This is a genomic window from Streptomyces sp. CB02414 (assembly GCF_001905385.1).
GTDB lineage: Bacteria > Actinomycetota > Actinomycetes > Streptomycetales > Streptomycetaceae > Streptomyces.
In genome coordinates this window covers 155,594-181,741 of the sequence record NZ_LIPF01000007.1, presented here as the reverse complement: position 1 = coordinate 181,741, position 26,148 = coordinate 155,594, and the positions used below count along the sequence as shown (strand labels likewise).

The window sequence follows — 26,148 nt, the reverse complement described above, 5'->3', positions numbered from 1 at the left end:
GTTCGCCGTCCCACTCCTCGTGCTCGCACGGCCCTGAGAGATGCCGCCCAGGCCAGGACGAAGCCGCGCACGCCGCCAGGGACGCTCTCGACACCCTGGAGGACGGCAGAGCCGTCCCTCGGGAGGTGGAGCGGCTGCTACCGACACGGTCACCAACAGCGTCGTCGTGGAGGTGCTCCGCGGCCGGACCCCGACGGCAGAGGTGCGGCGATTCCTCGACCAGGCGCGCGAGGAGCGAACGGCAGCAAGAAGTTCGTCACCGCCGGGCACTGCACGCGCCCCGGTGGCACCGCCTACGGCTACGACGCTGTGTTCCTCGGCCGGACCGGCGGCAGCTTCTTCGGCAATGCGGCGGCAACAACGACGCCTGGGGCACCGACTTCCGGAGCCAGCGCTACGGAGACTGGAACGAGATCACCCCCGACGTGCCGATCACCACCAATGTGATGGGCACCCTGGAGAAGAAGGCCGACGGCCACGCCTTCGCGGCCGAGTGCGACCTGGTCTCCGTCGACCACTACCTGCCGGCCGCCGACCCCGACGGCCACATCGACCTGGCGCTCAACGCGGATCTCGCCCGCGGTATGGCGGGGGGCCGACCCTGGGTGCTCATGGAGCACTCGACCTCCGCGGTCAACTGGCAGCCCGTCAACGTGGCCAAACGGCCCGGGGAGACCCGGCGCAACAGCCTGACCCACCTCGCCCGCGGCGCCGACGGGCTGATGTTCTTCCAGTGGCGGCAGTCCCGCGCCGGCGCCGAGAAGTGGCACTCCGGCTGTCCGACGACGACGCCGACAACCTCACCCAGTACGTCCAGCAGGGCGGCCATCTCACCGTCGGCTGCTTCAGCGGGCTCGTCGACGACTCCGACCGGGTGCGCCCGGGCGCTCACCCGGGAGCGCTGCGCGACGTGCTCGGGCTCGTCGTGGACGAGTTCCTGCCGCTGCGGACCGGCGAGCGCGCCCGTCTCGCCGACGGAACGGACGTCGAGCAGTGGACGGAACGCGTCGAATCCCGCGGCTGTACGACGGTGTCGCGCTACGCGGACTCGGCCGAGGGCGGCCCCGCCCGTGGCGGCCCGGCCGTCACCCGGCACGCCTTCGGCGACGGCACCGCCTGGTACGGGGCCGGCCGGCTGCCCGTACCCGCTCTGCGCGCACTGCTCCGCGCAGTGTGCGAGCAGGCGCGGATCACTCCGGTCGTGGAGGGTCCTGACGGACTGGAGGCGGTACGAAGGACGGGGCGGGGGGCATTCCTACCTGTTCCTGATCAACCACACCGAGAAGACTGTCACCGTGCCCGTCGCAGGAGAGGCCCTCGCAGGGCCGAAGCCACCGGCGGCCGGGCCGTGGTGCCGCCCGGGGGAGTGGTCGTCGTCCGCGAGGACCACCTGCCCGCCTCAGCCTGACCCGTCTGCCGTCTGTGAGAACGAATGCGGAACGGTCACGTGACCACCACGCCCGCCCACCCGGTCCCGTCGTCGTCCGCCGGTGCGTCACGCCGCGTGGAGCTGGACGAGGACAGCGGCACCGTGCTGCTGCGCACCGCACAGGGCGCCTACGCCTTCCGGGTGGACCGCGCCGCCGGCACCGTCCGGCACGTCCACTGGGGCGCTGCCCTGCCCCTCGCCGACGCGGCCTCGCTGCCGCTGTGGAGCGACCACGACAACAGCTTCGCCGGCCGCTGGGACGGAACCGAGGAGTACCCGGTCGACGGCGGTGCCCGCTTCGGCGCCCCCGCCTTCGAGGTGCGCTTCGCCGACGGCAGCAGTCCCGTCGAACCGACCGTGCAGGACGTGGTCCTGCTCGAGGACGACCATGCGGCCGTCCTGCTGCGGGACCGCACCCGACCACTGACCTGGTCCCTGCACTACCGCGTCCCGCCGGACGGCGACGTGCTGGAACGGTGGACGGAGTTCGTCCACACGGGCACGCCGGACGACGGGGACGTGCTGCTGGTCCGGTACGCCTCGGCCCACTGGCCGCTCCCACAGCGGCCCGACTGGCGGCTGAGCGCCGTGCACGGAGGATGGGCCGCCGAAAGCCGCCTGCGGCGGTCCGGGCTGCCGGTCGGCGAGACGGTGCTCGGCAGCAGGCGCGGCCACACGGGCCACCACGCGAGCCCCTGGATCGCCCTCGACCCCGGGGACACCGGCGAGGAGCACGACGAGGTGTGGGTCGTCGCGCTCGCGACGAGCGGCAGCTGGCGCATCACCGCCCAGCGCACGGCCGCCGGCCGGACCGGCGTCCTGGCCGGCGGGGGCCACGAAGGTGCCGAGCTGTGCCTGAGGCCCGGCGACCGGCACCGCACCCCGGTCAGCCTGGCCGTGCACAGCGGTCACGGCTTCGGCGGCGCGGGCCGGGCCTTCCACCGCCACCTGCGCGCGCACGTCCTGCCGCACCCGCGGGAACTGCGGCCGGTCCTCTACAACTCCTGGGAGGCCACGTGGTTCGAGGTGAGCGAGGAGAACCAGATCGCCCTCGCCCGCCGTGCCGCCGCCGTCGGCGCGGAGCTGTTCGTGCTCGACGACGGCTGGTTCCGAGGCCGTGAGGACGACCGCTCGGGCCTCGGCGACTGGACGCCCCACCCGAGGCGGTTCCCGCAGGGACTGCGTCCGCTCGCCGACGAGGTGCACCGCCTGGGCATGGCGTTCGGCCTGTGGGTGGAACCGGAAATGACCAACGCCGACAGCGACTCGTACCGCGCCCACCCCGACTGGGTCCTGCACCTGCCCGACCGCACGGCCACCGAGCTGCGGCACCAGCTGGTGCCGCGCGTGGTGGGAGCCGGCAGGCCGTTGAGGCGATCCGCGCAGATCCGCTCCAGGTGAGCGGCGAAGGGGAGCGGACCGGCGGACATCCGCCCCGCGGCCGTCTCAACGCGCGCCGGCCGGCTTCGCCAGTTCAGTCAATGTGGAGGGGAGGCGGAACCAAGGTGTGTCCCCTGCGCAGTTGTCGCTGCGGCCCTGGCCGGATAACGCCTCTGGGAACCACCGCCCCGTCAGTCAGACTTGTTGCCTCACGACACATGCACACCGTAGCGGCGGTGGCCCGTGCCCGGGAGGCCCTTGATGACGTCAGACGCGAGCCCGGACGAGGACGGGGCAGTAGCCCCGCCCGGACGGCAACGGCCGCCCGGGGACCGCGTGTCTCTGCGCGGCGATCTGCGCTCCGCACTGCCCGACGCCACCGCGGCGGTGGTGGTCACGGCGCTCGTGTTCGCTCTCCTGTGGGCGCGCATGGAGTCGGGTGCCTCGGACACGGTCGCGGTCATGCCGTTCATGGACGATGCCGGAACCTACTGGATGTACTTGCTCAGCCAGGCCTTCGGCTGGTCGGGACTGCTGTGGGCCTGGGGCACGGTCATGCTGGGCCTGCTGCTGTCGGGGCCACGCCCCGCCCACCTGCCGGCCTCCCGGCAGGTACTGGAGCGCTGGCACCGCACCACGAGCCTGACGACGATGGCGCTGATGTCCGCGCACGCCCTGATGTTCGCCGCGGAACTCGTACGCTATGAGACGAAGGTCGACTGGGCCGAACGCCTGTGGGTGGGCTTCGCCGACAGCTTCGTGCCCGGCTGGTACGACTCCGGCACCGGCCGGATCGCCATCCCGCTCGGACAGGGCGCCCTGTACCTGGCGATTCCGCTGGGGCTGCTGTTCTACGTCCGGCACCGCATCGGAGCGAACACCTGGCGACGGCTGCACCGCTTCGTGATCGTCGTGTACGTGCTGAGCGTGTGGCACACCCTGCTGTACGGAACCAACGTCTGGTACGGGGAGTGGCCGCGCATCGTCCTGTGGCTGCTGCAACTGCCGGTCGCCGCCCTACTGTTGCTCCGCCTGCTGAGACCTGCTCGCCGGGCCGAGCGGCTGGGCCCGCCCAGGGGAGACGCGGGCGCGGCCCGCCCGGCCTGGTGGGCGCGCGCCGTGGGGAGGGTCGTCGTCGGAGCCGTCCTCGCCGGCCTGGTCATCGTGGTGGTGTCCGGCCGTGACGGCGGACGGGATCGTCCGACCCATCCACCCGCCACGGTCCCGCACTCCCAGGAATCGGACTGACGGCCGGCACGGCGTCCTGGGGGTGGGATGATGGCAGACGACAAGGCGACGGCGGAACGAGGAAGCCGGTGCGAATCCGGCGCGGTCCCGCCACTGTGATCGGCGAGCGAGTCCCGACAGGCCACTGCCCGGTAACGGGTGGGAAGGCCGGGACGAGCATCGACCCGAGAGCCAGGAGACTCACGCGGTCGCCTCCTCGACGGACCACCGGGGCGGATCTCCCCGGAGAGAGGGGCGGCATCGCATGCCCGCGAAACCGACCGGACGAACGACTGACGACGCACGGACCCGATCGCCGGCGGACTCCGTGCCGTGCCGCATCGTCGTGTGCCGCGACTGCTGTTGCGGCAGCCCCAAGGTGCCGGGCGTCGACCACGCGTTCCAGATCGAACGCCTGCGCACAGCGGCACCGGTACGCGTCTCCGACTGCCTCGACGTCTGCGAGCAAGCCAACGTCGTCGTCGTACTGCCTTCCGCCGAGGGCCGCGCCGCCGGTGCCCGCCCCGTCTGGCTCGGACTGGTCAACGACCCGGACGCGACGGAGGACATCGCTGCCTGGGCACGCGCGGGCGGACCCGGCGTGGCGCCTCTGCCGGACATTCTCGACCTGTACGCCATCACGCCACCGCGACGGCGTACGACGCGCTGACCGAGCGGACGGAGAGCCGGAGGGAGGACAGCACGCAGCCCGTGCCTCAACGGCATCCGTTGAAGCCGCCCTGCACGACGTGGCGAGCCTCGGCGGCTTCTTCGCCGTGCGGGTCGGCGGGCCGGACCAGGGCTGGCATCCGGTCGGTCACGCCACCCGTCTCTGGTCACCGGCTCTGGCCTGCGTCGTCCTGCACGGGATCGTCTCCGACCTGCAGGGAACGCAGCGGGCCGACGGCGGTCCGGCCCTGCGGGTGCCTCGCCCGGCCGGCTGGTACGCGGACGGGCTCCCCGACGGTCCCGTCCGCGCCCTGTACGAGCAGGTGACGGGTCACCTGTCGGTACTGGCGGACGGACTGCCGGTCAAGATCGCCCCGCGTCTGCTGGACGGCAACTCGGCGTCGGCGCTCGCCGGGGCGGCCCATGCCCTGCTCACACTCCGTCCCGCCGTCCGTGGCCCGCTCACCGACCTCACGACCGCGCTGCTGGACACCGGACGCCTGGCGGGCACCGGGGCGCTCACCGGCCCCGGCCTCGCGTTCCGCCGCCGGAGCCGCTGTCTGTACTGCCGTGCGCCGAACGGCTCGAAGTGCGGTGACTGTTCGCTGGCGTCAGTGGTGCCCCACCACCCGCTGGATGAGGCGCTCCAGGTCGCGGTGGGTGCGGTCGCCGACGTCCTCGAAGGTGTCCAGCAGGATCACCGGCAGGACGCGCTTGTCCGCCGGGAGATGGGCGAGCTCCCAGGCCAGCAGGTGGGTAGAACGACAGCGGCTCCGGGTCCGCCTGGCGCATGCAGCGGGCGAGCGCCCGTACGGTCTGTCGCCGCTCCCACAGCGCCACGTGAGGGAGCCGACCACTGCACCGACCGCTGCAGTGATGCGCTCCGCCATGAGCCGGTCGTCCACCGGGGCGATGACCGGCAGCGGCAAACCCGTCGCACCGCAACCGCCCGGGTGATGCGGATCGCCGTCGCCGCTTCGCTCAACTCCCTGCGCCCGCCCATCCCATGGCGCACAACGGGCCGTGATCGATAGGCTGGGAAGGTCGAAGCGCTTGGGAGGACCCGGCAGTGTCGTTGAGCTACTACGTGTACATCTCCGACAGCAAGGTCGACATGCTGTTGCCGCAGATCGACCCCGGGTTCGGGGCCAAGCGTCAGACGGAGGTAGGCGTGAACCTCTCCGTGCTGTCGGCGAAGCGCATCACCGAGGGCCCGCCGAACGGCCGGATCACCCGTCTCGAGGCGGTCGTCCGGTACCTCCGCGACCACGGTGACCTCGGCACGGTGGACGCACCGGGCCAGTACTTCTGGGGCTCGCTGCGGATGCGCTGGGGCTCGTTCCGCGATGACCCCGCGTCCTCCCTGGTGTTCTTCGGCGGGCGCAGCGAGGACACCGTCGTCGCCCTGGGCGGCTCGTACCGGCACGTGTACGACTACGTGCCGGACGCAGAGGCCCACGGCGTGGGGCGCTCGATGATGTCCTCCATGCTCGACGGCCTCGGTATCACCTCCGACCTGGAGGACGAGTACGTCGCCGACGCGGTGGACGGCGACCTCGACCGCGTCGATCGCGCGGCGCTGGGCCGCGTTGAGCGGGCCGTTTCGCGACTGCGCTGGCCGGCGCAGAACGTCGAGTTCGTTGCGAAGCGGCTGCTGCACGGCGAAAGCCCGGACGGCACCGGCACGTCGGTGCTGCTCGGAACACCTCTGTACGCCGCCGTGGTGGACTGACGCCGATGGCCACCTGGCGCCGCGGCGACGTCATCCTGGACCTGTACGAGGTCCTGGATGTGGTGCGCACCGGCGGCCTCGGACTCGTGCACCGGGTCCACCACCGGGGCTGGGACATCGACCTGGCGGTGAAGACCCCGCGCCCGGCCGTCGTCCGCTCGCCGGACGGAATCGGGGACTTCGAGCGGGAGGCGGAGGTGTGGGTGGGGCTGGGCCTGCACCCGCACATCGCCAACTGCGCCTACGTGCGCACCCTGGAGGACGTGCCCAGGGTCTTCGCCGAGTGGGCCGACGGAGGCAGCCTCGCGGAAGCCGTCCGTAACCGGACCCTGTACGGCGACGATCCCCTCGCGACGCTGCTGGACGTCGCGATCCAGTCCGCCTGGGGCCTGGACCACGCGCACGAGAACGACGTCGTGCACCAGGACGTCAAGCCCGCCAACGTGATGCTGACCCGGGACGGCACGGTCAAGGTCACCGACTTCGGTCTGGCACGGGCCCGCACGGCCGGGGACGCGGAGCCGTTCGTCAGCCGGGGCGGCCTGGACCCCGCCTACTGCTCGCCCGAGCAGGCACGGTCACCGTCCGGGCTCACCCCGGCCACGGACGTCTGGTCCTGGGCGGTCACCGTGTTCGAGATGCTCCTGGGCAGGCCGCCGGTGCGGGACGGGACCACCGCAGGCGACGCCTTCGAGGAGTACACGCGGTCCCAGACGCCGGGCGTGATCCAGCGGGTGCCGGTCGAGATGCTGGACTTACTGCGCGAGTGCTTCGCGAAGGACCCCGCCGCACGCCCGACCGGGCTCGGCCCGCTCGCCGAGCGGCTGGTCGAGGTGCACCGGCGCGAGATCGGCCCCTATCCCCGCCATGCCCCGTCCGCGGCCACCCTGCTCGCCGACAGCCTCTCCAACCACGCGCTGTCCATGCTGGACCTCGGCCGCCGCGACAGCGCCGAGGAGCTGTGGACCCGCGCCCTGCGGGCGGATCCCCACCACCCGCACGCCCGCTACAACCGCGGACTGCACCGCTGGCGAACGGGTGTGATCACCGACGCGGAACTGGTGGACGAGCTGGAATCCGTGCGGTTCGCCGACCCCGACGACGGCACCTACCTGCTCGCGTTGGTGCACCGTGAGCGGGGCGACGCGCCTGCCGCGGCCGAACTGCTGCGGGACGCGTCCGCACGGATGCCCCACGACCAGCAGATCGCCGCCGCCCTCGCCTCGGTGCGGGATTCGCCCGCCCCCGCCCAGTCCGTGCTGCCCGGGGAACACGACGACTGGATCACCGCCCTCGCCCTGACCCCGGACGGCACGACCGGAATCTCGGCGGACGGTACTGGCGGGCTGCGGATCTGGGACCTGGCCACGGGGGAGTGCCGCCAGGAACTGCGGCTGGAGAACTACCGCGCCTCGGCACTCGCGGTCCGCGACGACGGACGCGTCTTGGTCGTCGGCGGCGGTATCGGGCGCGCCCTGGTGCTCGACCTCGAGGCCGCCACCGGGTTGGAACTCCCCGGCCACCCCAGCTGGGTGCTCGCGGTCGAGCTGACGCAGGATCAGCGGCACGCGGTCACCAGCGGGTACGAGGGAGAGGTCGTCACCTGGGATCTGGAGACCGGCGAATCCGTGCAGGTCCGGCAGTTCGAGAGCAAGGCCGACTTCCTGGGCGCCCGCGGCACCCTGTGCTGCGCCGTCGACCACAAACGCCGGACGAGCTCGGTGCACGATGTCCGCACGGGCGCACTGGTCCGCCGGTTCGACCACGCCTGCCTGAGCGTGCGGTTCACCGACGACGGCCGACTCGTCGCGGTCACCGGCGGAAGCATCCACACCCGACTGGCCGACCTCGGCTCCGATGACGCCCCACGGGTACTCAAGACCGGATACGGCCGGACAGCCCTGAACACGGACGGCACGGTTGGCTTCTCCAGCGGCGGACGCGCCGAGCCCTCACGGGTGTGGGACCTCACCACGGGCCGCTGCCGCCTCTCCCTGCAGGCCACACCCGACACCCGTAAGGTCGCGCTGAGCGCGACCGGGCACCGCGCCCTCACCGCCGAAGGCAAGACTGTGCGCGCATGGCACTTGCCGCCCGCCGGACCACCGGCCCCCTGGAGCTACGTCCGCCCCCACCAGGCGAGGGATGTCACCGCCGCTGCCGCCCGAGCAGCCGAACTGCTGGACCACGCTGCCACGCACGGCGCAGCCGGACGGCTGGAGGAGGCGGCCGAACTGATCCGCGCCGCCCGCGCACTGCCCGGCCACCGGCGCCACACCGAGCCCGTACGCCTGTGGCGCCGACTCGGCGCACTCGGCCGCCGTACCGCACTCGTCGACGCCTGGTCCGCGGGCCGGATCGCCCCCGACGACGACCGGTCGTGGGCCCTGGAACTCAGCGGGCGCAGCCCCACCGCGCTCGCCCGCGCACAGAACTCCGAAGCCTGGGTGTTCGACGTGGAGACCGGGCAGTTGCTGCACACGCTCAGCCTGCACACCGGTCTCCTCAGTGCCCTGGCGATGACCGCCGACGGCCGACTCGCGGTGTCCGGGGGCGAGGACGGCCGGGTCGTCGCCTGGCAGCCCCGCGACAGGCGCCTCGTCCAGCTGTTCACCAGCCCCCGCGACCTCGTGTACTACGTCGCGGTCAGCGAGGACGGCCACGTGGCCCTCTCCGGGACCGCCGACGGCGTCGTGGCCGCCTGGGACATCCCCACCGGCCGGTCCCTCGGACGCTGGGAGGCCCACTCCGGAGCCGTGCTGGACGTGGCCGTCAGCGCCGACCATCGTTACGGCCTCTCCCGCGGCCAGGACGTCACCGTGAAGATCTATGACCTGCGCACAGGCGAGCTGCGGTGGGTGCTGGGCGGGCACGAGGAGTGGATCGGCGCCGCACGGCTGAGTGAGGACGGCCGCTACGTCGTCACCGGCGGCTCCGACGCGACCGTACGCCTCTGGCGGACCGCCGACGGACAGTGTGAGACGGTGCTCACCGGACACACCGATGCCGTGATCGACGTCCTGCCCGGCGCGGACGGCCGGCACCTGCTGTCCTGCTCCGCAGACGGCACCGTCCGGCTGTGGGACGTCGCCGCCGCCCGCTGCCTCCATGTGCTCACCGGACACACCGCCGCCGTGCGCAGTCTCGCCGTCACGCCGGACTTCCGGCTCGCGGCGTCAGGCGGCGAGGACCGCCAGGCACGACTGTGGGACCTGACGAGCGGCGAGGTACTGCGGACCTTCACCGGCTTCTCGGACGCGGTCACCGATGTCGCGCTGGCCCCCGACGGCGCCCTGCTCCTGGCCGGCGACGAATGCGGTCGCCTGCTGACCTGGGCCCTGGACTGGGAGTACGACTTCGGCTCGGCGACCGGGGTGCTGCGCGCGGAGTCCGAGCCCGTGATCGAGGAACTGCGGGCCGAGGTCGCTGTCGAGCTCCCGTCCCGCGACGACAGCCGCCCGGCGCTCATCGAGACGATGGCCCGCATCGGCGAGCGGCAGCAGCGCGCCGTCACCCGCACCCTGGAACTCGCCGCCGAACTGGACAAGGTCCCCTCCCGCGACGACACGGGCTACCGCCTCTACATGCACTCCGTGGCCGAGGACTTGGCGAGCCGGGAGCCCGACAGGACACCGGGCACAGCCGAGGCGCTCACGCTGCTGCTCAGACCGCAGGAAGAACTCAACCGGTCCGAGTCCTTCTGGGCCAACCACTTCGCCCACCAGCTCCAGGACGACCTCGTCACGCTCGCCGAGGCCGCCCCCCTCCTGCACAGCGAGGGCGACCCGGTAGCGGCCGAGCGGACCTGGCAGCTCGTCGTCGACGTGCGCTCCCACCTGTGGGACGCCGGGCACGTCGAGACCCAGCGCGCGATGCTCGGCTGGGCCTCGGTGCTGATCGATCTGCGCCGGCAGACGGAAGCCCTGGCCCTGGTCCGGGCGGTGACCGCGGAACGCGAACGGGACCTGGGACCGGACCATCCGGCCACCCTGGAGGCGATCGCGGCACTCGCGTCCCTGCTCACCGACAAGGGCGAACTGGACGAGGCCGAGCGGATGTACGACATGCTGCTGCCCCAGCTCGTGAGGCGCCGCGGCCCCGATGACCTCCAGACCCTGGAGGCCCGGGTGGGGCTGGCCCGTGTGCACCGCCGGCTCGGACGGCACAGTGACGCGGCGCAGGCCCTGCGCGAAGTGCTGGCGAAACGGCGGCTGCGTCTGGGCGAGCACCACCCGGACACCCTCGCCGTCCAGACCGAACTGGACAGTCTGCCCGGGCCGGTACCGCCCAGGCCGACACGGAGGGGATGGAGGAGACGGCCATGATTGCGGACCGGTCCAGCATCGGTGCCCTGATCACCGGCAAGGCGTTCATGTCGGAGGTCGGGGCGTACTTCCCAGTGAGCATGGCCTTGCGCGGTGATGCGTTCGAGGCCGTGTTCATGATGCGGGAGGGCGACCTCGGGCACCGCACCAGCGGGCCCTACTCGCCGGAGCGGCTCCCGTCCGACGCGATGAGCTGGGCCCAACTGCGGACAGGGATGGGCATGGCTGGCTACTTCCCCTCCTTCCGGATCGAGGCCGGCGGAAAGTGGCCGCGCATCCACATCGCCCTGCCGGGCACCTCCGTCCGCGGTCTGATCGTGATGCCGGAAGAGGTGACCGCGGAGGCGGTGAACGCGCCCTACCTCGGAAAGTGGCAGGACCAGATCTCTCTCCACGTACGGATCGGGCTGGACTACCTTGCCAACTGGCTGGGTTCCTGTCACCACGAGGCGGGCGGCACGGCACCGTCGATCGATCTCGACCTGGTCTACCGGCCGTTCGACTACGAGGCGAGTCTCGCCAGGCTCGACCAGCCCATGCGCGAACTCGTCCCGCCGGTGCACCCGGTCCTCGAACTGCGTTGGCGCTCGGCGACCCCGGCCCAGCGCAGAACCTTTGTGAAGAACCTGAAGGGCGCCGGGAAGAGCGGCTCCCGGTCCGACCCGCGCTGGAACTACAAGCTCGGCGGCATCGAGGTAGAAGTGCCGCGCTGACACGGCGGTACACCCTCCCGGCCTTAGGCACCCGCACCGAGCGGCGCCCCGACGTCGGCTCCTCTGTCTTGTGCCAGAAATAACGCACCGTCAGCTCAGTCTCCAGCGTTTCGCCCTGCTCGTAAGCGGTTCTCGGTCACTGCTCCCTGACGATGTTCGGGAGGCATCCCGAACAGTCGGCCCCCGCCCACGCGTTGTTCGCGACGTCCACCTCCGGCATCCCGGCCACCGGCATCGCCCGGGCGCTGCGGCAGCCGGAGCGCCTGGTCGTCGGTCATCCCGTCAACCCGCCTCACCTGCGTACACCTGGTCGCCCAGGGTGTGGGCACTGTCCAGGAACTCGACAAGATCGTCACCTCTTCCACCGGGCTGCGCTGGGCCGTGGCGCCGCCGTTCCGCACCTTCCACCTCGGCGGCGGGCAGGATGGCCTCGCGCACTTCGTCAGCCACCTCGGAGGCGCATGGAACAGCCCTGGGAGCAGATGGCCGGGGAACACGTCTCCTTCGACGCACACACCGTCGAACTACCCACCGCACAGGCGCAGGACTTCGGCGCGAGCGTCAACGAACTTGCCGCCGAACGCGACCGCTGGCAGATCGCCCTCATGCGTGCCCTCGGCGCCACCGACCGTACGGCAGAGAGCGCCTGACACGGTCGCGATGGCCGCCGAGGGACAGGCCCGGGGCCGGTGCCGTGCCGTAGGGACATCGACGGCACGGTCTGGCGGACCGCGCCGGCGGCTTGGTCGAAGCCATGGCACCACTACCGGATGGCCGACGCGGCGAGATCGACGCCCTGACCGGCTTGCCGGACAGCCAAGACTTCACCCAGGTATGGGCCTGGGAGGGCGAAGCAGCCAGCCGCGTGCGCGCTCGGTTGTGGGCGCCCCGGATCGGCAAGGGTGAGGACGAGACGTGTGGCAGCGCCTCCATGCTGCTGACCCAGAAGCTGGGCCGTAGTCTGGAGGTGCTGCACGGTCCCCATCGGGCCGTCATTCGCCCCCGGTCGGTGGCCGCGCTCTGCGGCGGCGGGTGAGGCGCGAGGAAGCCGGGCGTGATATCGGCGAGGTGAGCGGTTATGGTCAGGGCCGGCCTGTCGACTGTCGCACTCTGCACATGTGTGCCGTATGAACAACGGACAGAAGCAGGGGAGAGGCCGGCCTGGTGGTGTGGCCGTGGGGGAACACCGAGACCTGCTGACGCACGTACAGCGGTGACCGTGGCGGGCCTTTTCAGGCTCACTAAACGATCAACGCGCCCGCTTGGCCAACAGGAAAGGCATTCACTGGTTCTTGCGCCGCCCGCGTCGCAGGCCATGGATTTCCTTCACGAAGAAGACGGCGAACAGCACGAGAGCGCCCCCCAGTATGACGGGCACAACCCACCACACGGCCTTCCAGGACACCTGTATGCCATCGGTGCCGCCGGTGGAAACCGTGCCGCCCACGCTGCTCGTGCCGCCTGCCATGCCAGTCGTCATGCCGCTGGTCATACCCGTGCTGCCCGCGCTGCTCATGCCGCTCGTCATGCCCATCACACCCATGCCGCCCGCACTGCTCATGCTGCCCGCCCTGCCCGAAGAACTCGAACCGCCGGAAACGCGAGCGGGGAGAGCGACCACCCCCGCCCCAGCGGCGCGTGAGGTCTCAGTGATTCGAACCGGCTCCGCAGCTTGTCGATCGACTGCGGACGCGACGTGCAAGAGGACGGGCGGGCCTGCCAGTAACGCGCTGAGCAGGGCAAGTACGGTCATATTGCGCATGGTTCCCCCGACGAAGGTGAGCACGGGCAGGAGACATGAGCGCCAGGGGCCTGGACGTGCGGGCAATTCCAGCGCTGACTTCTTCTACCCGCTGGGGGAAGACCCCACCGTGTTGTCTCGCGCGAGTTCGGTACCTCGTGCACGGCCAGCGGTGAGACGTCCGCAGGCCGCTGGGGTACGGGTGTGGTGGGGCGCGGATCCCTGTGTACGAGGGTGAGGTGTGCGGCCTCGATCTCTCCCAGGGTGCGCTCCGGCCCAACCTCGCCGTAAACACCGCGCCGATGGAGGCGGGCGCGGCCACGAGCGCTGCCCGCGGAGTCGGCCAGGGCCGCGCGACACCATCGGTGGTGCGACCGCGGCCGCCGAGGAACTGCCCGGTGGGCTCGGCGGGGAACTGCTTGCCGTCGCCCGGGACGCCTTCGCATCGGGCTTCCACACCGCTGCCTGGGTCAGTGCCGGGTGCACCGTGGTGACCAGGGCCATCGCCCTCGTGATGCTGGGCAGGATCCCGGTCATCGGCAAGGGGACCCCCGCACCCCAGGAGCCGGCCGGCCCGCCCGCGAACGCCGACCGCGTCGATCAGGAGTCCCCGACGGTCGCCTGATCGGAGAACACGAAGAACGGTCGCGCCTGGCGGGCGGCGCACCAGCGGCCGGCCCACGGCCCCGCGCCGGAAATTCGCTTGCTCACACCGCCGCAACAAGAAAGCATCCTTGGCGTAGCTGTAGTCGCAGCAAGGAGTGGACATGCTCTTCCGGGGCGCTCACCCGACCCCGCGGCCCGCCCGGGCCGCCCTTCGCACGAACGCCTCGGAGCACCCCCATGCCCACACAGATCAGCGCCCGCGCCGTCACGAAGTCGTACAACGGCCGTCTCGTCCTCGACTCCGTCACCTGCGCCCTCACCACGGGTGAGCGCACCGGCATCATCGGAGAGAACGGCTCGGGCAAGTCAACCCTGCTGCGCCTGTTCGCCCGGACTGAGCAGCCGGACGCCGGCGAGGTCACCGTCCAGGCGGACGGCGGCGTCGGCCACCTCCCGCAGGACGGCCGGCTCCCCGCGCACCACACCGTTCAGCAGGCCGTCGACGACGCCCTGAGCGACCTGCGCGCCATGGAGCGCCGCATGCGCGACCTCGAGGCCGCCATGACCGACGGAGCCGGCGACGACCGGCTCCTCGCCGAGTACGGCGGCCTGTTGACCGCCTTCGAACTGCGCGGCGGCTACGAGGCCGACGCCCGGGTCGAACGCGCGCTGCACGGCCTCGGCCTGGTCCACCTGCCGCGCGACCGTGCTCTCGGCAGCCTCTCCGGCGGCGAGCAGGTCCGCCTGCGCCTGGCCGCACTCCTCGCCGCCTCTCCCGAGGTCCTGCTGCTGGACGAGCCCACCAACCACCTCGACGCCGACGCGCTGACCTGGCTCGAGGACCACCTGCGCACCCGGCGCGGCACCACCGTCGCCGTCTCCCACGACCGCACCTTCCTCGACCGCGTCACCACCACCCTGCTGGAGGTCGACGCCGACCGCCGCACCGTCACCCGCTACGGCAACGGCTACACCGGCTACCTCGCCGAGAAGGCAGCCGCCCGGCAGCGCTGGGCACAGGAACACGCCCGCTGGGAAGCGGAAGTGGCCGCCCAGCGCGAAGCCGCCGCCACCACGGCCCGCCGCGTAGCCCCCGGCCGGGCCATGACCGACGGCAACAAAATGGCGTACGACCGCGCCGCCGGCCGCGTCCAGCAGTCCCTGGCCGGCAGGGTACGCAACGCCGAGGAACGCCTGCGCCGCCTGCTCGCCGCCCCCGTGCCCCGACCGCCCGAGCCGCTCCGCTTCACGCCGGCCCTGCGTTCGGGCCCGCTCACCGGCACGGTCCTGGACGCCACCGGCGTCGCCGTCACCGGCCGCCTCGCCCCCACCGACCTCACCGTCCGGGCAGGGGGCCGCCTCCTGATCACCGGGAGCAACGGCACCGGCAAGAGCACCCTGCTGAGCGTCCTGGCCGGGAGGCTCGCCCCCGACGCCGGCCGCGTCACCCGCCGGTGCCGCACCGGCCACCTCCCCCAGGAGCCCGCCCCCGGCCGCCCCGGTGAGACGCTGCTCCACGCCTACGCCCGGGGGCTGCCCGGCCACCCCGAGGAGCACACCGAACGCCTGCTCGCGCTCGGCCTCTTCACCCCCGAACGCCTCACGGCCCGCGTCACCGAACTCTCCACCGGCCAGCGCCGGCGGCTGGCCCTGGCCCGCCTGCTGAGCCGTCCCAGCGAGGTCCTGCTGCTGGACGAGCCCACCAACCACCTCTCCCCAGCGCTCGTCGAGGACCTGGAACAGGCCCTGGCCGACTACCCCGGCGCCCTCGTCCTGGTCTCCCACGACCGCCGCCTGCGCGCCCGGTGGCAGGGCGACCACCTCGCCCTCCCACCGCGTGACACCGTCCCGTCCCTGACCAACTGACCAGGAGCCGACACATGACCGACACACCCACGTCGCACACCCAGCCGGAGGACGAGATGCCCGAGAACGAGATGCCTGAGAACGAGATGCCTGAGACCGAGAAGCCGGAGAACGGCGCGCCCGCGAACGAGAAGAAGACCCCTCCGGCCGAGACGGATGCCAAGCGGAGGTTCCAGGAGGCCCTGGAACGCAAGGCAGCCGTCAGCCGCTCCCGCCAGGCCCACGAGGACGGCCGCCTCAAGCTCAAGGGCTTCAGCGGGCCCAAGGGCCAGAACCGCACCTTCCGCCGCAAGTCCGGCTGACCGCGGCCCGCCGCACGCAGGGGACGGCCCCTGGTCGACCTGTGGTCGCTCAGGAGCCGTTCCAGGCGCGCAGTCGACGGCCGATCAGACCGACGCCCAGTGCACCGGTGGCGGCGTCCCGCACCAGGGCGACCGCTTCCTTCGGCGGGTAGTCGAGCGGGCGCCCGTTGAGGGCCAGGTAGGCATCCGTGGTGTGCCAGGCGAAGGCCTCGTTGGAGTGCTCCAGACACGGCAGCCTCGCCAGAGTCTGAAGGAGTGCGGCCGCCTTCAGATACACCGACCCGTAGATGTCGCGTTCCATGGCCCGGGCGTTGACCCGGGCGACCGCCGCGTAGAGCGGCCCGTAGTCGTCCACTTGGGGATCACCGGGCAGCAACTCGGCCGCATGCGGGAGGAAGCCCACATCAAGAGGGTGGAGCGGACCGTTCTGGCTCACGCGGCGTGTCCCCGCTCCTGCCGCTCCTCGAGATCGCGCCGTGCCTCCAGCTCCGCGGAGCGCTGCTCCGCAGGGTGACCGGCCGTGCCGGCCTCCTGGGCGAACGCGTCGCCGCTGCGGGACATCGAGGCCCTGAAGGCGTCGAGGAAGCGCTCTTCCACGGCCGTGGCCCGGGCGTAGGCGGCCGAGAGGATGTATTCCTGCAGGCTGACGCCTTCCTGCCGTGCGGCGGCCTCGATCGCGGCCCGCTGGGCAGGGTCGGGGAAGCGGAGGTTCATGGCCTTGGGATGCGACATGGTACCGATGGTACCGCCGATACCACACGCGCCGTGTCCCCTTGTCCGCCCGGTGGCCAGATTCTTTCACTCAGTGGCCATCCAGCCACTGACACTCCGCGGGGACGCAAGCACATGCTTGGGCACATGAACATCCTCTGGGTCCTCGCTCACCCCGAGCAGCGCTCCCTCAACGGTTCCCTGATGTCCGACGCGCTCGCCGCCCTGGACGAGCTCGGGCACGCGTACCAGGTGTCCGACCTGTACGCGATGAAGTGGAAGGCAGTCCTCGACGCCGACGACTTCGGCGGCAGGCCGCCCGACGGTGAACGGCTGTTCGTCGGTGCTGAGCAGGAACGCGCGTACACGGCAGGCGAGTTGAGCGCCGACATCCGCGCCGAGATCGAGAAGCTGCTCTGGGCGGACGTGCTGGTCCTGCAGTTCCCCCTGTGGTGGTTCGGGCCTCCGGCCATTCTCAAGGGCTGGTTCGACCGGGTCCTGGTCCAGGGCCTCGGGTTCGGCGTGAAGGCACCGGGCGGGCACACCCGCCGGTACGGGGACGGCGGTCTGGCCGGCAAGCGGGCCCTGGCCGTCACGTCAGTGGGGGCCCGGCCGTCCGGATTCGGGCCGCGCGGGATCCATGGGAACGTGGAAGAGGTTCTGTTCCCGCTGCTGCACGGCACGTTCTGGTACACGGGAATGGCGCCGCTCAAGCCGTTCGTGGCGTACGGCGCGGACCGGCACGACGCGACGGACTACGCCCGCACGTCCACCGCCCTGCGGGAGCGGCTGCGCGCGCTGCCCGACGAGGTACCGCTGCCCTACCGGCCCGAGGCAGGCGGTGAGTACGACGACGACCTCGTCCTGAAACCCGACCTCGCGCCGGGCCGCGAGGGCCTGGGGGTTCACGAGCGGTAAAGACGCACGACGAAAGCGGGGTTTACGCCAGCAGGCTGACGGGGGCTCACGATCGACCGAGGCCGGCCGGTTCACGCCGGGAGGAGGCCGCGACTGCAGCGGCAGGTCCAGCCGACGACGTGGACGGTGATCGCTGTGATGACGGACGTCATCACGACCGAACCGGTGGCGGCGAAGACGCCACCGAACCCGGCCACACCCAGAGCCGCCCCCACCACCAGGCTGGTCTCCTGGAGAGCCGCTGCACTCACCGACGCGCGAGAGCTGGCGACCACCTCATCAGCGCCCTGGAAGGCGCCGAAGTGGCGGCATACGGCGCATCCCATTCGTGAGAATCACTCGGGATCGAGGAGACAGGACCTGGCGCAGAGAGCTTGGCCTGTGAACCTGCAACTGTCCAGGTAGAGCAACCATGGAGAGTCTCGTGCGCCTTCGTCGGCTCCCCTTTTGAGGGTTGTGCGTCGTGAAGTTGCAGGTCAAGGGTCTGGCGTGTGCCAAGTTCGGCGTGCTCGTGCTGGACGTGAGCGGCAGAGCGGTCTCGCCGTGGCCGTGCGGGTGCGGCAGCGGATGAGCGAGCAGCTCGCCGACGAGCAGGCCACGGCTGGGTCGCCGGTCATGCAGCTCGTCCTCAACGGACACGGGGCAACGGACACGGTTATGAACACCGCCGAGAAGACCTCGCTCTTCGAGATCGCTACTTGTCGACCCCTCCTGGTGCAGTACGGGTGAGTCGGGTGTATGCCAGGCCGAAGGCGCCGGGCGGTTTTTACTCCTCGCGGCTGAGGGTTTGGAAGTTGCCATGGTCAGGATTGCCCACGCTGCGCCGCATCTTCGGATGCGCCTTCGAGCCGCCGAATTCCCACGGGTTGCCATCACAGACGCTGATCGGCAACTGCTTCGCTGCCTTGTCGTCGGGATACACGCCCCACTCGCCAGTGCCGCTGCACTCCGACACCTTGTCGCCGGGGGGAGCTATGCCCGCATCAACGTCTCCACGCCGTCGAACTCTGTCACGCCTGCGCGCCTGCTTTCGCAGACTGCTGCTCGTCGAGCACTCGCCCTTCATGACTCTTTGACCTGCGTGAGCTCTGAGCATGGCGCCCGAGCGCATGCGAACGGCCGCCTGCCGGGCTGAGGACACACGTACCGTGGGCCTGACGTTAGGAGGACGGATCATGCAGATCGGGGAGTTGTCCGAGCGCACTGGCGCAAGCCGCCGCTCGATTCGCTATTACGAACAGCAGGGCCTGCTGGAAGCGACACGGACGAGCAAGGGCTGGCGGGAGTACGACGCGCGAGCGGTCAACCGGGTCCTGAACGTTCGGGAGCTGCTTGGCGCCGGGCTCACGGCAGAGGACATCCGCGTGGTGGCGCCCTGCCTGGACATGAAGACAGAGGAATTTTTGGCCTGCGACGACAGCCCCGACGAAGTCCTCGCCATGTACGAGCAGCGCCTGGCCATCGTGGAGGCCAAGGCGGCAGAACTTCAGCGCCACCGGAGCGAACTCGTGGAGCGCATCGCCCACTCGCGGTCCGAAGCGGCGGACACAGAGGGCTTCGCGCAGCTGCTGCGCTCCGGCGCTTGACCTTGACACCGGTGTCACTACCTAGCGTGCGACGGACGTACCGCGTTCCACGGAGGTAGTAGACCGATGAAAAGAGCTGCCCTGCCGGGCTGGCTGTACATCTTGTTCCTGACCCTGCTGGCCACGGCCACTGACGAATTCGTGATCGCCGGCGTGCTGCCCGCTGTCGCCGACGACCTGGAGGTGAGCGTTGCCGCCGCCGGACAGTTGGTGACCGTGTTCGCCGTGGTCTACGCCGTCGGCGCACCCACTTTGTCCGTGGTCTGCGAACGCTTCGCGAAGCGGACGATGCTGGTCGTCGGTCTCTTGCTGTTCGTCCTGGCCAACGCAGCAGCAGCACTCGCCCCCGGCTACTGGTTCCTGATGGGCGCGCGTGTGGCGGCTGCCCTCTGTGCGGCGGCGGTGGCCTCGGCGGCGTTCGCCACGGCCGCCGCCAGCGCCCCCGACGGAGCGCAAGGGCGGTACCTGGGAGTCGTGACGGCCGGGATGACCACCGCGCTGTTCAGCGGAGTGCCGTTGGGTTCGTGGCTAGGCGGGGCCTTCGGCTGGCGCGCGACGTTCTGGACGATCGCCGCGGTCGGCGCAGTCGCAGCTGCGGGCCTGTTGGCCACCGCACCGCCCGTCCCCGGTGACGCCCCGGCTCCCCTGCGGGAACGCCTGGCACCACTGCGCAACCGTGCTGTCCTCCGCCTGGTGGTGGTGACATTCCTGGCGGCAAGCGGCGGCCTGATGTTCTACACCTACCTCGGGCCGTACACGTCCGAGGCTGCGGGGGGCTCCTACGGCCTGCTGTCATTCGTGCTGTTCCTCGTCGGTGCCGCCGGCCTCGCTGGAGCCTTGCTCTCGGGGCGGGCCGCGGATGCCTGGGGCCCGCAGCGAAGCCTACGGCGGGTCCTTGCCGGCCACGCCATCGCCCTCGCTCTGGCCGCCGGGCTCGTCTTCAGCGGCATCGGCGACCGTTACGTTCTGGCTGCGGTGATCGCTTGTTGGGCGTTCTTCGCCTGGGCCCTTACCCCGCCGGTGCAGGGCAGCATCCTGACTGCCGCCGGTCCTTCTGCAGGGATGACCGCGGTGTCGCTGAACATCTCCGGGCTCTACCTCGGCACAGGCATCGCCGCCGCTACGGGCGGAGCCGTAGTAGGGACTGTCGGCGTCGCCTACGTTCCTTTGACCGCAGCCGCGCTGATGGCGTGCGCTTTCCTCTTGTCTCCCCCGGCACGAAAGAAGGGGCTCCGCCGCCCGACGAGCCGACCGGCCACGCCATCGCTCGGTCCCGCGGCAGACTGACCATGAGGATCCACGTGGTCGCGGACGGGAGCACGGCCCGGCGCGCTGCCGACGAGGACGGCCACGAACAAGTCGTCACCGCTCCGGACGAAGATGGCCAACTGGTATAAAAGGTCTGTCGAGTCGACGAGGTGCCCAGTCCCAGTCCCGCCCCCCTGACGCCGAACGGCCGGTGCCCGGTCAGTGGTCGGGCCCCGCCGTGGCCAACATCGCCGGCCTACCAGGGCGGATGCCCGCGTCTGACTGCACGGTGTGACCTATCGAACAGGCCCTAGTCCCCGCGCAGGTCTGCGGTTATGCGCGGCGGGTTCTCGGCACAATGGACTCCTCCTCACTCCGGTCCGGACTGCGTCGCGTGGTCAAGCAATTGCGCGAGGAGAAGAGGAGATCCTCCGCAAGGCCACGGTTTTTCGTCGTGAGGGAGACCGGCCGGTGACCTGTTTCCGGCTGATCGACGAGAATACGCCCTGGGGCCGAAGGAGTCGCTTCGATCACGGCCTGGCCGGCCGTGCCTTGGTGAGGTGGCAGGTCCGGTGCCCGGGCGGAACCGCCGTATCTGCCCGCGTCAATGGTGGCCGCCGAGTGCGACCCAGGTACTTCCTCGCCGCGGACGACAACCCCGAACCCACTGTGTGTACGTCACAGCAGCGTGCCGAGTGGTCTCGTTCGTTGACGTCGCCCCGTACCGGCGGGCTCCGCACCGGTCAGGCGGCCGGCTGCAGTAGGACGCAGCATCGCCCGGGGCTGGGCGCCAGGCATGCCTCGAGTCCCGCCTCGCCCAGGCCACTGAGGACGCCGCGCAGCAAGTGGAGGTTCATGCCGCACACCGTCTGGGTGTGCTCCTGGGCCAGTGCGTGGAAGGGGCAGTTGGCCAGAACGATGACATCGTCCTCGTGGCGTGGCTCAAAGCCGTACCGTTCCAGCAGGTCGACGACGTTCGTCTTGTTCTGTTCGCCCAGTCGCGTGCCAAGTTCTACCGCCTTGCGGTGCAACGCGTCGCGCACCGGCTCACCGGTCGCGTCGGATTCCTCCACGGCTTGGGCGAGCAGCCGTCCGGCGAGCTCATAGCGGCGGTCCGGCAAATGGACGGCGACTTGCTTCGCCGAGCGGCGGTAGAGCTTGGCCGGCCTGCCTGCGCCTGGTCCGGAGCGTCCGCTGCGGCGCTCGTAAATGACGTCGAGCAGCGATTCGTCGGCCAGCCGGTCCAGGTGGAACGCGGCGGTCTTCCGGGCCAGCCCGAGAGCAGCGGCCGCCTCGTCGCGGCTGACGGGACTCGTCTGCCGCGCCACATGCTCGTAGAGCCTCCTGCGGGTGGGCTCGTCGAGTGCGGCGACGGCGGAAACGTCGGGGTCGCGTACTTCCTTCGGGGTGTCCACGAACACCAGTGTAAAACCCACAGCCATTGACTAAAGAACGGAGCAGAGCTTCTATAGGTAATGAGAGTTGCCGATAGAAGGAGAGGGTCATGTCCTCCGCAACCACAAGCACGACCTCCGCCACGCCACGGCGGGCGGTTCTCAGCGACCCTGGCTACCAGGCGTTCATGATCCTGCGCATCGGCTTCACGGTGGCACCGATCCTGTTCGGGCTGGACAAGTTCACCAACCTGCTCGTGGACTGGCCCACCTACCTCGCGCCGTGGATCGACGACATCGTTCCCGGCAGCGCCCAGGCTGCCATGTACGCTGTCGGCGCGATCGAGATCGTGGCCGGCATCGCCGTGGCGCTGGCCCCTCGCTTCGGGGGCTGGCTGGTCGCCGGCTGGCTCGCGGGCATTATCGTCAACCTGCTGACCATTCCGGGCTACTACGACGTCGCACTGCGCGACTTCGGACTGCTCCTCGGCGCCGTCGCGCTCGCACGGGTCGCCCAGCGCTACGACACGAAGCGGCAGCGGTGAACAGGTGCGGAGCGCATTGAATCCACCCGCGGGGCCAGGGAGACGGCCATTCCGCGGTACCACTCTCCCTGGCAAGGGCGGGCGACAGCGGATTCGAGGGCTCTCCGTGAGGCCGGACCTCGTCCCGGCGTAGATCGAGTAGCCCACAATGAGGCCGGAGCGCACGTGCTTGAACTGGCCCCGGCCCCGCCGCTTGCCGAAGACGCCCCGCCAACGGCTGTCGCGACAGATCGTCCCTCCAGACGGCCCGCCCGGCCATCGCCTCACCGGCCCCGCGCGCCTCGCCGAGAAGGAACCGGTGGCCGTACCCGGGATCGTCGTGGTCGGCCGCGCTGCCCCAGGTGTGCCGACCGCCGTTGGACGTAACACGAGCCGCCGAGGACGCGGGCCCGGACCCGGTGGACGGCGGTGCGGCGCTCCCACACATGGACGCGGGGCAGCGCGTGGGCGTCGAGGAGCGTCGGCGGCCACTCCCGCCACCGGGTCCGTGGTCCGGCCCCGCTTCGGCCAGGCAGACCGACCGTCCCGGGTCCTCTGGTGCGCCCGGGGGCGGTCAGGCGCGGTCTCCCGCCACCGCGCCGTCGCGGACGGCGGCGGAGGCGCCGTCCAGCGCGGCGGCGCGGCCGATGAGGTCGTCGAGGCCGATGGCCTCGGTCCGCGTGGAGGCAACGGTGCAGGCGTGCGCCCCGGCCACCGCCCCGTAGAGGCCGCAGCGGGCGGGTGGTTCCCCGCCCAGCCAGCCGTACAGGAACCCGGCGGCGAACGCGTCGCCGGCGCCGTTGGAGTCCACCACGGGCCCGGGAGGGGCGACCGCGGGGATGTGTGTCAGAACGTCTTCGGTCAGCAGGTACGCGCCCTCGCTGCCAGCGGTCGCGATGACCACCCGGGCCCTGCCCCGCTCGACGATCCCGCGCATGGTCCGCTCCGGGTCGGACAGTGCCGTGGTGGAGAGGAAGACGAGGTCCGCCTCGTGGGCGAAGGACTCGTGGTAGGGGTTGACGCCGTCCCAGTCGTGCAGGTCGGTCGAGACGGTGAGACCGGCGGCGCGCAGTGCGGGCAGCGCGTACGCGCACGGGTGGGTGATGACGACATGGGCGTGCCGGCTCGCACCGGCCAGGTCGCGCACCACGTCGTCGGGCAGCCGGTCGGTCTCGCCCGCCCGGCTGTCGTCGTACAGCGACAGACGCCGCCCGTCGGGGCCGACGAGGTTGACCGCGCGCTTGGTGCCGCCGGGCTGCCGGACTTCGGTGAAGGGGATGCCCCGGTCCCGGTGGAGGGCGCGTACGAGGTTGCCCTCGTGGTCGTCGCCGATCATGTCGAGGTGGTGCGTGCGCAGGCCCAGGGCGTGCGTGCCGACGGCGAAGAAGTCGCCGCTCTGCCCCGCGCGGGTCACGATCCCGGGGCGGATCATGTAGCTGTCGGCGAACGGGAGGGGCAGCTCGGGCACGTGGACGACGGTGTCCACGCCGGCACCGCCCAGGACGAGGACGTCGATGCTGCGGTTCATAGGGGTTCCTTGGCTGTGTCGGCCGATCGTGAAACGACCGGGGAGGCGGACGTACGGATGTGCGGGCGTAGGAGGCGTGCGGTGCGGGGGCAGGGAGAGCGCCGGCCTCCAGGCGGTACGTGCGAAGACGGCCGCGAAGTCGGCGTGTTCGTTGGCCGGCGCGGTCTCGTCCACCGGCCGCGGCAACCAGGGACGGGCGTTGCCCATGGTGACGGTGCCGGCGAGGGCGATGCCGAGTAGTCGGGCGGCGGTGGCCAGTCCGCGGACAGTAGCCCGACTGCGCCCTCCCGAGTGCATGACGGCGATCAGGTACCCGCATACGTGAACCGCCGGCGCGGCCAGGCTGTCGTCGTCGAGGTGCCGGCTGCGGATGAGTACCTTCTCCACCGGCCGCTCCCACAGCGGTTCGGGGCCCTCCACGAGCCGCCGGCCGTGCCGCACACGTGTGCCGAAGCCGGCCGTGACGAGGGGCTCCCCGTCAACCCCCGCGGTGACCACCGCGAGCGCCGGCCGCCAAGCCTCCCGGTGATGCACTCGCCGGGGGACCGGTCGGTGGCGCGGTCCAGGGCCGCCGTGGCGGGCAGGCGGTCCGCGCCGACGTCGTACAGTTGCGCCCACTGGCCGCACAAGGCCACCTCCTGATGCCCTAGAGGCTCCAGCAGGCTTGGCCCGGGCGACGGTCGGCATCGTCTTGTGGCGTTCCCCGCCCAGCAGGACGGCAACGCTCCGGCTGCCGGGAGCCTGCCGCGAGGACAGGCAATGCCGCCGCCGCCCGTAGAGCCCTTCCACCGTCGGCCCGAGGAAGGCGACGACCCGGCGTCCCCCGCCTGCGGCGTGAAGCCGCCGCCGTCGCATCGCACGCCGGGCTCGACAACGGCTGCGTGCACCGCCACGACACTCCCCGAGTCACTCGGCACTCCAGCCGAAGGCCCGCCAGATCCGTTCAGCACCAGGGACCTTAACGACCGTGTCCGACGTTCCGCAATTACTTGCAGGGATATTCTGCAAGTAATTTCAGAGCCGGTGCACGGCACATGCTCGCGGTCCGCCGTGATCAGCACTTTGCGGCCGCCGTCGCGGCACTCCACCAGCAGCGGTCGCGAGACACCCCGGACGCGGGCACGGCCGACCGACTCCGCGCGGTGCAGGCGGACGAAGGCCAGGGACCCGGCAGGGGAAGGCGCCAGCTCACACCCCGCGCATCGGGTGTGACCGCCAGGCCGCCGGGGGTGAGGACCAGGTGGTCGCAGTCGACACGGCTGTACGGAACGTCGTCCGACACCCGCGCGGGAATCACCGTTTCCGTCACCGGAACAGCGACCCCGGTCGCGGTCAGCAGCTAGGCCGCCTTCGCCTCGGCCGTGCTCCGCCGACCGCGCCAGGCCAGGGCGGAGAGCGGGACGGCGGCGACGGCCACCGCGCCCGCGGCGATGACCGCCGCCGTGAAGCTCGGGGAGACCGCGATCGTGATCATGGCCGACAAGCCGTACAGCGTGGCCGTCAAGAACGGGACCGAGGTGTGCCACCGGCCGGTGGAGACGAGGCTGCGCCCGGCACGCCGCAGCCGCCTCGACCAGTAGGCCATCCACAGGATCGAGGCGCCCGACGGCGTTCCGATCACGGCCACGAACAGCAGGGGCACGTACGAGCCGACCGGATACGCCCAGGTGGTCAGCCGCTCGTCGTCGGGCGTGGTGATCTCGCGGATCTCGTCGCGCCAGGAGACGACGGTGACCGGCTCGCCCGACTCGACCTTCCCATGGCTGTCCTTCCTCAGCCGTGCCCGCTCCTGCGTGCCGTCCGGGAAACCGATGACGAGGAAGTACTTCTTGTTGTCGCCGCTGCCGGTGACGTGTTTGGCGGCCACAGACGCCTGCCGGGACAGCAGACAGTCGGCGTCCGCAGCAGCCGTCGCTCGCCTCGGGCACGGCGCGGCCTCGGTGTAGGCCCGTTCGTCCGCCAGCGCCGACGGCAGCATGGCGGCGGGCACCACGACGCCCCCAAGAACAGTGGCAGTCCCAGGAGCACCAGCTTGCAGGGGCTGATGCCGCCACCGCGATACATGGGCATGTCTGTCCGTCCCCCTGTAGTTCTCATGTACGACGCGATCAACGTATCGATCGGTTCACGACACTGTCCCCATCGGGTAGTGCCGCCGCCGTGGCCGCCCGACAGCGGTTAACGTGCCCGGTCGCGGCACCGATCGCGGGCTGCGCTTCCCACTGTTCACACGGCTCACGGGGGACAAC

The 26,148-nt window shown here is 71.2% G+C and carries 24 protein-coding genes, 4 pseudogenes and 1 riboswitch; of the genes and pseudogenes, 20 read left to right on the top strand and 8 right to left on the bottom strand.

The genetic code is table 11. The annotated features are described in order from the left end of the window. Positions 1-419: 419 nt before the first annotated feature. From AMK11_RS39240 to AMK11_RS23145, 12 genes and pseudogenes are all read left to right on the top strand, one after another. A pseudogene (locus AMK11_RS39240) lies at positions 420-1,271 on the top strand (beta-galactosidase); the annotation flags it as partial. A 176-nt stretch (positions 1,272-1,447) separates the two neighbouring features. Beyond that, positions 1,448-2,830, top strand: a complete 1,383-nt coding sequence (locus AMK11_RS23185; RefSeq protein WP_073729950.1) for an alpha-galactosidase — start codon at positions 1,448-1,450, stop codon at positions 2,828-2,830. 240 nt (positions 2,831-3,070) lie between these two features. Next, positions 3,071-4,057, top strand: a complete 987-nt coding sequence (locus AMK11_RS23180; protein ID WP_073729949.1) for a ferric reductase-like transmembrane domain-containing protein — start codon at positions 3,071-3,073, stop codon at positions 4,055-4,057. A 58-nt stretch (positions 4,058-4,115) separates the two neighbouring features. After that, positions 4,116-4,239, top strand: a riboswitch (cobalamin riboswitch). Between the two features lie 62 nt (positions 4,240-4,301). Further along, the gene (locus tag AMK11_RS23175; protein ID WP_198941443.1) at positions 4,302-4,706 is read left to right on the top strand and encodes a (2Fe-2S) ferredoxin domain-containing protein; all 405 of its coding nucleotides are present in this window, start codon (positions 4,302-4,304) and stop codon (positions 4,704-4,706) included. Between the two features lie 70 nt (positions 4,707-4,776). Further along, a pseudogene (locus tag AMK11_RS23170) lies at positions 4,777-5,328 on the top strand ((2Fe-2S)-binding protein); the annotation flags it as partial. A gap of 446 nt (positions 5,329-5,774) precedes the next feature. Continuing rightward, positions 5,775-6,437 (top strand): DUF7019 family protein, encoded by a 663-nt coding sequence (locus AMK11_RS23165; protein WP_073729948.1) that lies wholly within the window; start codon positions 5,775-5,777, stop codon positions 6,435-6,437. 5 nt (positions 6,438-6,442) lie between these two features. Further along, on the top strand, positions 6,443-10,762 hold the full coding sequence (locus AMK11_RS23160) for a protein kinase domain-containing protein (protein WP_073729947.1): 4,320 nt from the start codon (positions 6,443-6,445) through the stop codon (positions 10,760-10,762). Beyond that, a complete protein-coding gene (locus AMK11_RS23155) occupies positions 10,759-11,475 on the top strand; it encodes a hypothetical protein (RefSeq protein ID WP_073730316.1) in 717 nt (238 codons plus the stop codon). Before AMK11_RS23160 ends, AMK11_RS23155 begins: the two co-directional genes overlap by 4 nt. Before the next feature lie 152 nt (positions 11,476-11,627). Beyond that, positions 11,628-11,762, top strand: a pseudogene (locus tag AMK11_RS39000) (3-hydroxyacyl-CoA dehydrogenase NAD-binding domain-containing protein); the annotation flags it as partial. Between the two features lie 34 nt (positions 11,763-11,796). Beyond that, positions 11,797-11,871, top strand: a pseudogene (locus AMK11_RS38625) (hypothetical protein); the annotation flags it as partial. A gap of 65 nt (positions 11,872-11,936) precedes the next feature. Then, positions 11,937-12,125, top strand: coding sequence for a hypothetical protein (locus tag AMK11_RS38620; protein ID WP_241847080.1), 189 nt, complete (start codon positions 11,937-11,939; stop codon positions 12,123-12,125). A gap of 104 nt (positions 12,126-12,229) precedes the next feature. After that, positions 12,230-12,511 (top strand): hypothetical protein, encoded by a 282-nt coding sequence (locus AMK11_RS23145; RefSeq protein ID WP_073729945.1) that lies wholly within the window; start codon positions 12,230-12,232, stop codon positions 12,509-12,511. Positions 12,512-12,757: 246 nt separating this feature from the next. Here AMK11_RS23145 and AMK11_RS23140 read toward each other — a convergent pair whose 3' ends face one another. After that, complete coding sequence (locus tag AMK11_RS23140) at positions 12,758-13,036, bottom strand: hypothetical protein (protein WP_143194592.1); 279 nt, start codon at positions 13,034-13,036, stop codon at positions 12,758-12,760. Positions 13,037-13,706: 670 nt separating this feature from the next. Between AMK11_RS23140 and AMK11_RS38995 the strand changes: the two genes are divergently transcribed. The 3 genes from AMK11_RS38995 (at position 13,707) to AMK11_RS23130 (ending at position 15,990) form a co-directional block, all read left to right on the top strand. Continuing rightward, positions 13,707-13,841 carry a hypothetical protein gene (locus tag AMK11_RS38995; RefSeq protein ID WP_274535681.1) on the top strand — a complete coding sequence of 45 codons (135 nt, stop codon included), beginning with the start codon at positions 13,707-13,709 and terminating at the stop codon, positions 13,839-13,841. A gap of 218 nt (positions 13,842-14,059) precedes the next feature. Continuing rightward, on the top strand, positions 14,060-15,688 hold the full coding sequence (abc-f, locus tag AMK11_RS23135; RefSeq protein WP_073729943.1) for a ribosomal protection-like ABC-F family protein: 1,629 nt from the start codon (positions 14,060-14,062) through the stop codon (positions 15,686-15,688). Positions 15,689-15,702: 14 nt separating this feature from the next. Continuing rightward, the gene (locus AMK11_RS23130; protein WP_198941442.1) at positions 15,703-15,990 is read left to right on the top strand and encodes a DUF5302 domain-containing protein; all 288 of its coding nucleotides are present in this window, start codon (positions 15,703-15,705) and stop codon (positions 15,988-15,990) included. A gap of 49 nt (positions 15,991-16,039) precedes the next feature. Here AMK11_RS23130 and AMK11_RS23125 read toward each other — a convergent pair whose 3' ends face one another. Together AMK11_RS23125 and AMK11_RS23120 are read right to left on the bottom strand one after the other, a co-directional pair. Further along, a complete protein-coding gene (locus AMK11_RS23125) occupies positions 16,040-16,426 on the bottom strand; it encodes a fic family toxin-antitoxin system, toxin component (protein ID WP_073729942.1) in 387 nt (128 codons plus the stop codon). Further along, positions 16,423-16,722, bottom strand: coding sequence for a type II toxin -antitoxin system TacA 1-like antitoxin (locus AMK11_RS23120; RefSeq protein WP_241847047.1), 300 nt, complete (start codon positions 16,720-16,722; stop codon positions 16,423-16,425). Before AMK11_RS23120 ends, AMK11_RS23125 begins: the two co-directional genes overlap by 4 nt. Positions 16,723-16,848: 126 nt before the next feature. Between AMK11_RS23120 and AMK11_RS23115 the strand changes: the two genes are divergently transcribed. After that, the gene (locus AMK11_RS23115) at positions 16,849-17,619 is read left to right on the top strand and encodes an NAD(P)H-dependent oxidoreductase (RefSeq protein WP_073729941.1); all 771 of its coding nucleotides are present in this window, start codon (positions 16,849-16,851) and stop codon (positions 17,617-17,619) included. Positions 17,620-17,690: 71 nt separating this feature from the next. Here the strand turns inward: AMK11_RS23115 and AMK11_RS23110 are convergent, their stop codons facing one another. Then, positions 17,691-17,870, bottom strand: a complete 180-nt coding sequence (locus AMK11_RS23110) for a hypothetical protein (RefSeq protein ID WP_143194591.1) — start codon at positions 17,868-17,870, stop codon at positions 17,691-17,693. A 316-nt stretch (positions 17,871-18,186) separates the two neighbouring features. Here AMK11_RS23110 and AMK11_RS23105 point away from each other — a divergent pair, with 316 nt between their 5' ends. Beyond that, positions 18,187-18,348, top strand: coding sequence for a hypothetical protein (locus AMK11_RS23105; RefSeq protein WP_198941441.1), 162 nt, complete (start codon positions 18,187-18,189; stop codon positions 18,346-18,348). Between the two features lie 37 nt (positions 18,349-18,385). Here AMK11_RS23105 and AMK11_RS38005 read toward each other — a convergent pair whose 3' ends face one another. Further along, entirely contained in the window at positions 18,386-18,541 is a 156-nt protein-coding gene (locus AMK11_RS38005) for a hypothetical protein (protein WP_158070994.1), read from the bottom strand. A gap of 253 nt (positions 18,542-18,794) precedes the next feature. On the opposite strand from AMK11_RS38005, the gene AMK11_RS23100 reads away from it, so the two are divergent. Both AMK11_RS23100 and AMK11_RS23095 read left to right on the top strand, forming a co-directional pair. Further along, positions 18,795-19,205, top strand: coding sequence for a MerR family transcriptional regulator (locus AMK11_RS23100; RefSeq protein WP_073729938.1), 411 nt, complete (start codon positions 18,795-18,797; stop codon positions 19,203-19,205). A 66-nt stretch (positions 19,206-19,271) separates the two neighbouring features. Continuing rightward, on the top strand, positions 19,272-20,492 hold the full coding sequence (locus tag AMK11_RS23095) for an MFS transporter (protein WP_073729937.1): 1,221 nt from the start codon (positions 19,272-19,274) through the stop codon (positions 20,490-20,492). A gap of 704 nt (positions 20,493-21,196) precedes the next feature. Here AMK11_RS23095 and AMK11_RS23090 read toward each other — a convergent pair. Further along, on the bottom strand, positions 21,197-21,874 hold the full coding sequence (locus AMK11_RS23090; RefSeq protein WP_073729936.1) for a helix-turn-helix transcriptional regulator: 678 nt from the start codon (positions 21,872-21,874) through the stop codon (positions 21,197-21,199). 83 nt (positions 21,875-21,957) lie between these two features. Between AMK11_RS23090 and AMK11_RS23085 the strand changes: the two genes are divergently transcribed. After that, positions 21,958-22,392: a DoxX family membrane protein gene (locus AMK11_RS23085; RefSeq protein WP_073729935.1), complete on the top strand. Its 435-nt coding sequence runs from the start codon at positions 21,958-21,960 to the stop codon at positions 22,390-22,392. A 553-nt stretch (positions 22,393-22,945) separates the two neighbouring features. Here AMK11_RS23085 and AMK11_RS23080 read toward each other — a convergent pair. Both AMK11_RS23080 and AMK11_RS23075 read right to left on the bottom strand, forming a co-directional pair. Then, positions 22,946-23,899, bottom strand: a complete 954-nt coding sequence (locus AMK11_RS23080; RefSeq protein WP_073730313.1) for an adenosine kinase — start codon at positions 23,897-23,899, stop codon at positions 22,946-22,948. Between the two features lie 1,339 nt (positions 23,900-25,238). Further along, positions 25,239-25,892, bottom strand: coding sequence for a hypothetical protein (locus tag AMK11_RS23075; RefSeq protein WP_073729934.1), 654 nt, complete (start codon positions 25,890-25,892; stop codon positions 25,239-25,241). Positions 25,893-26,148: the final 256 nt, after the last annotated feature.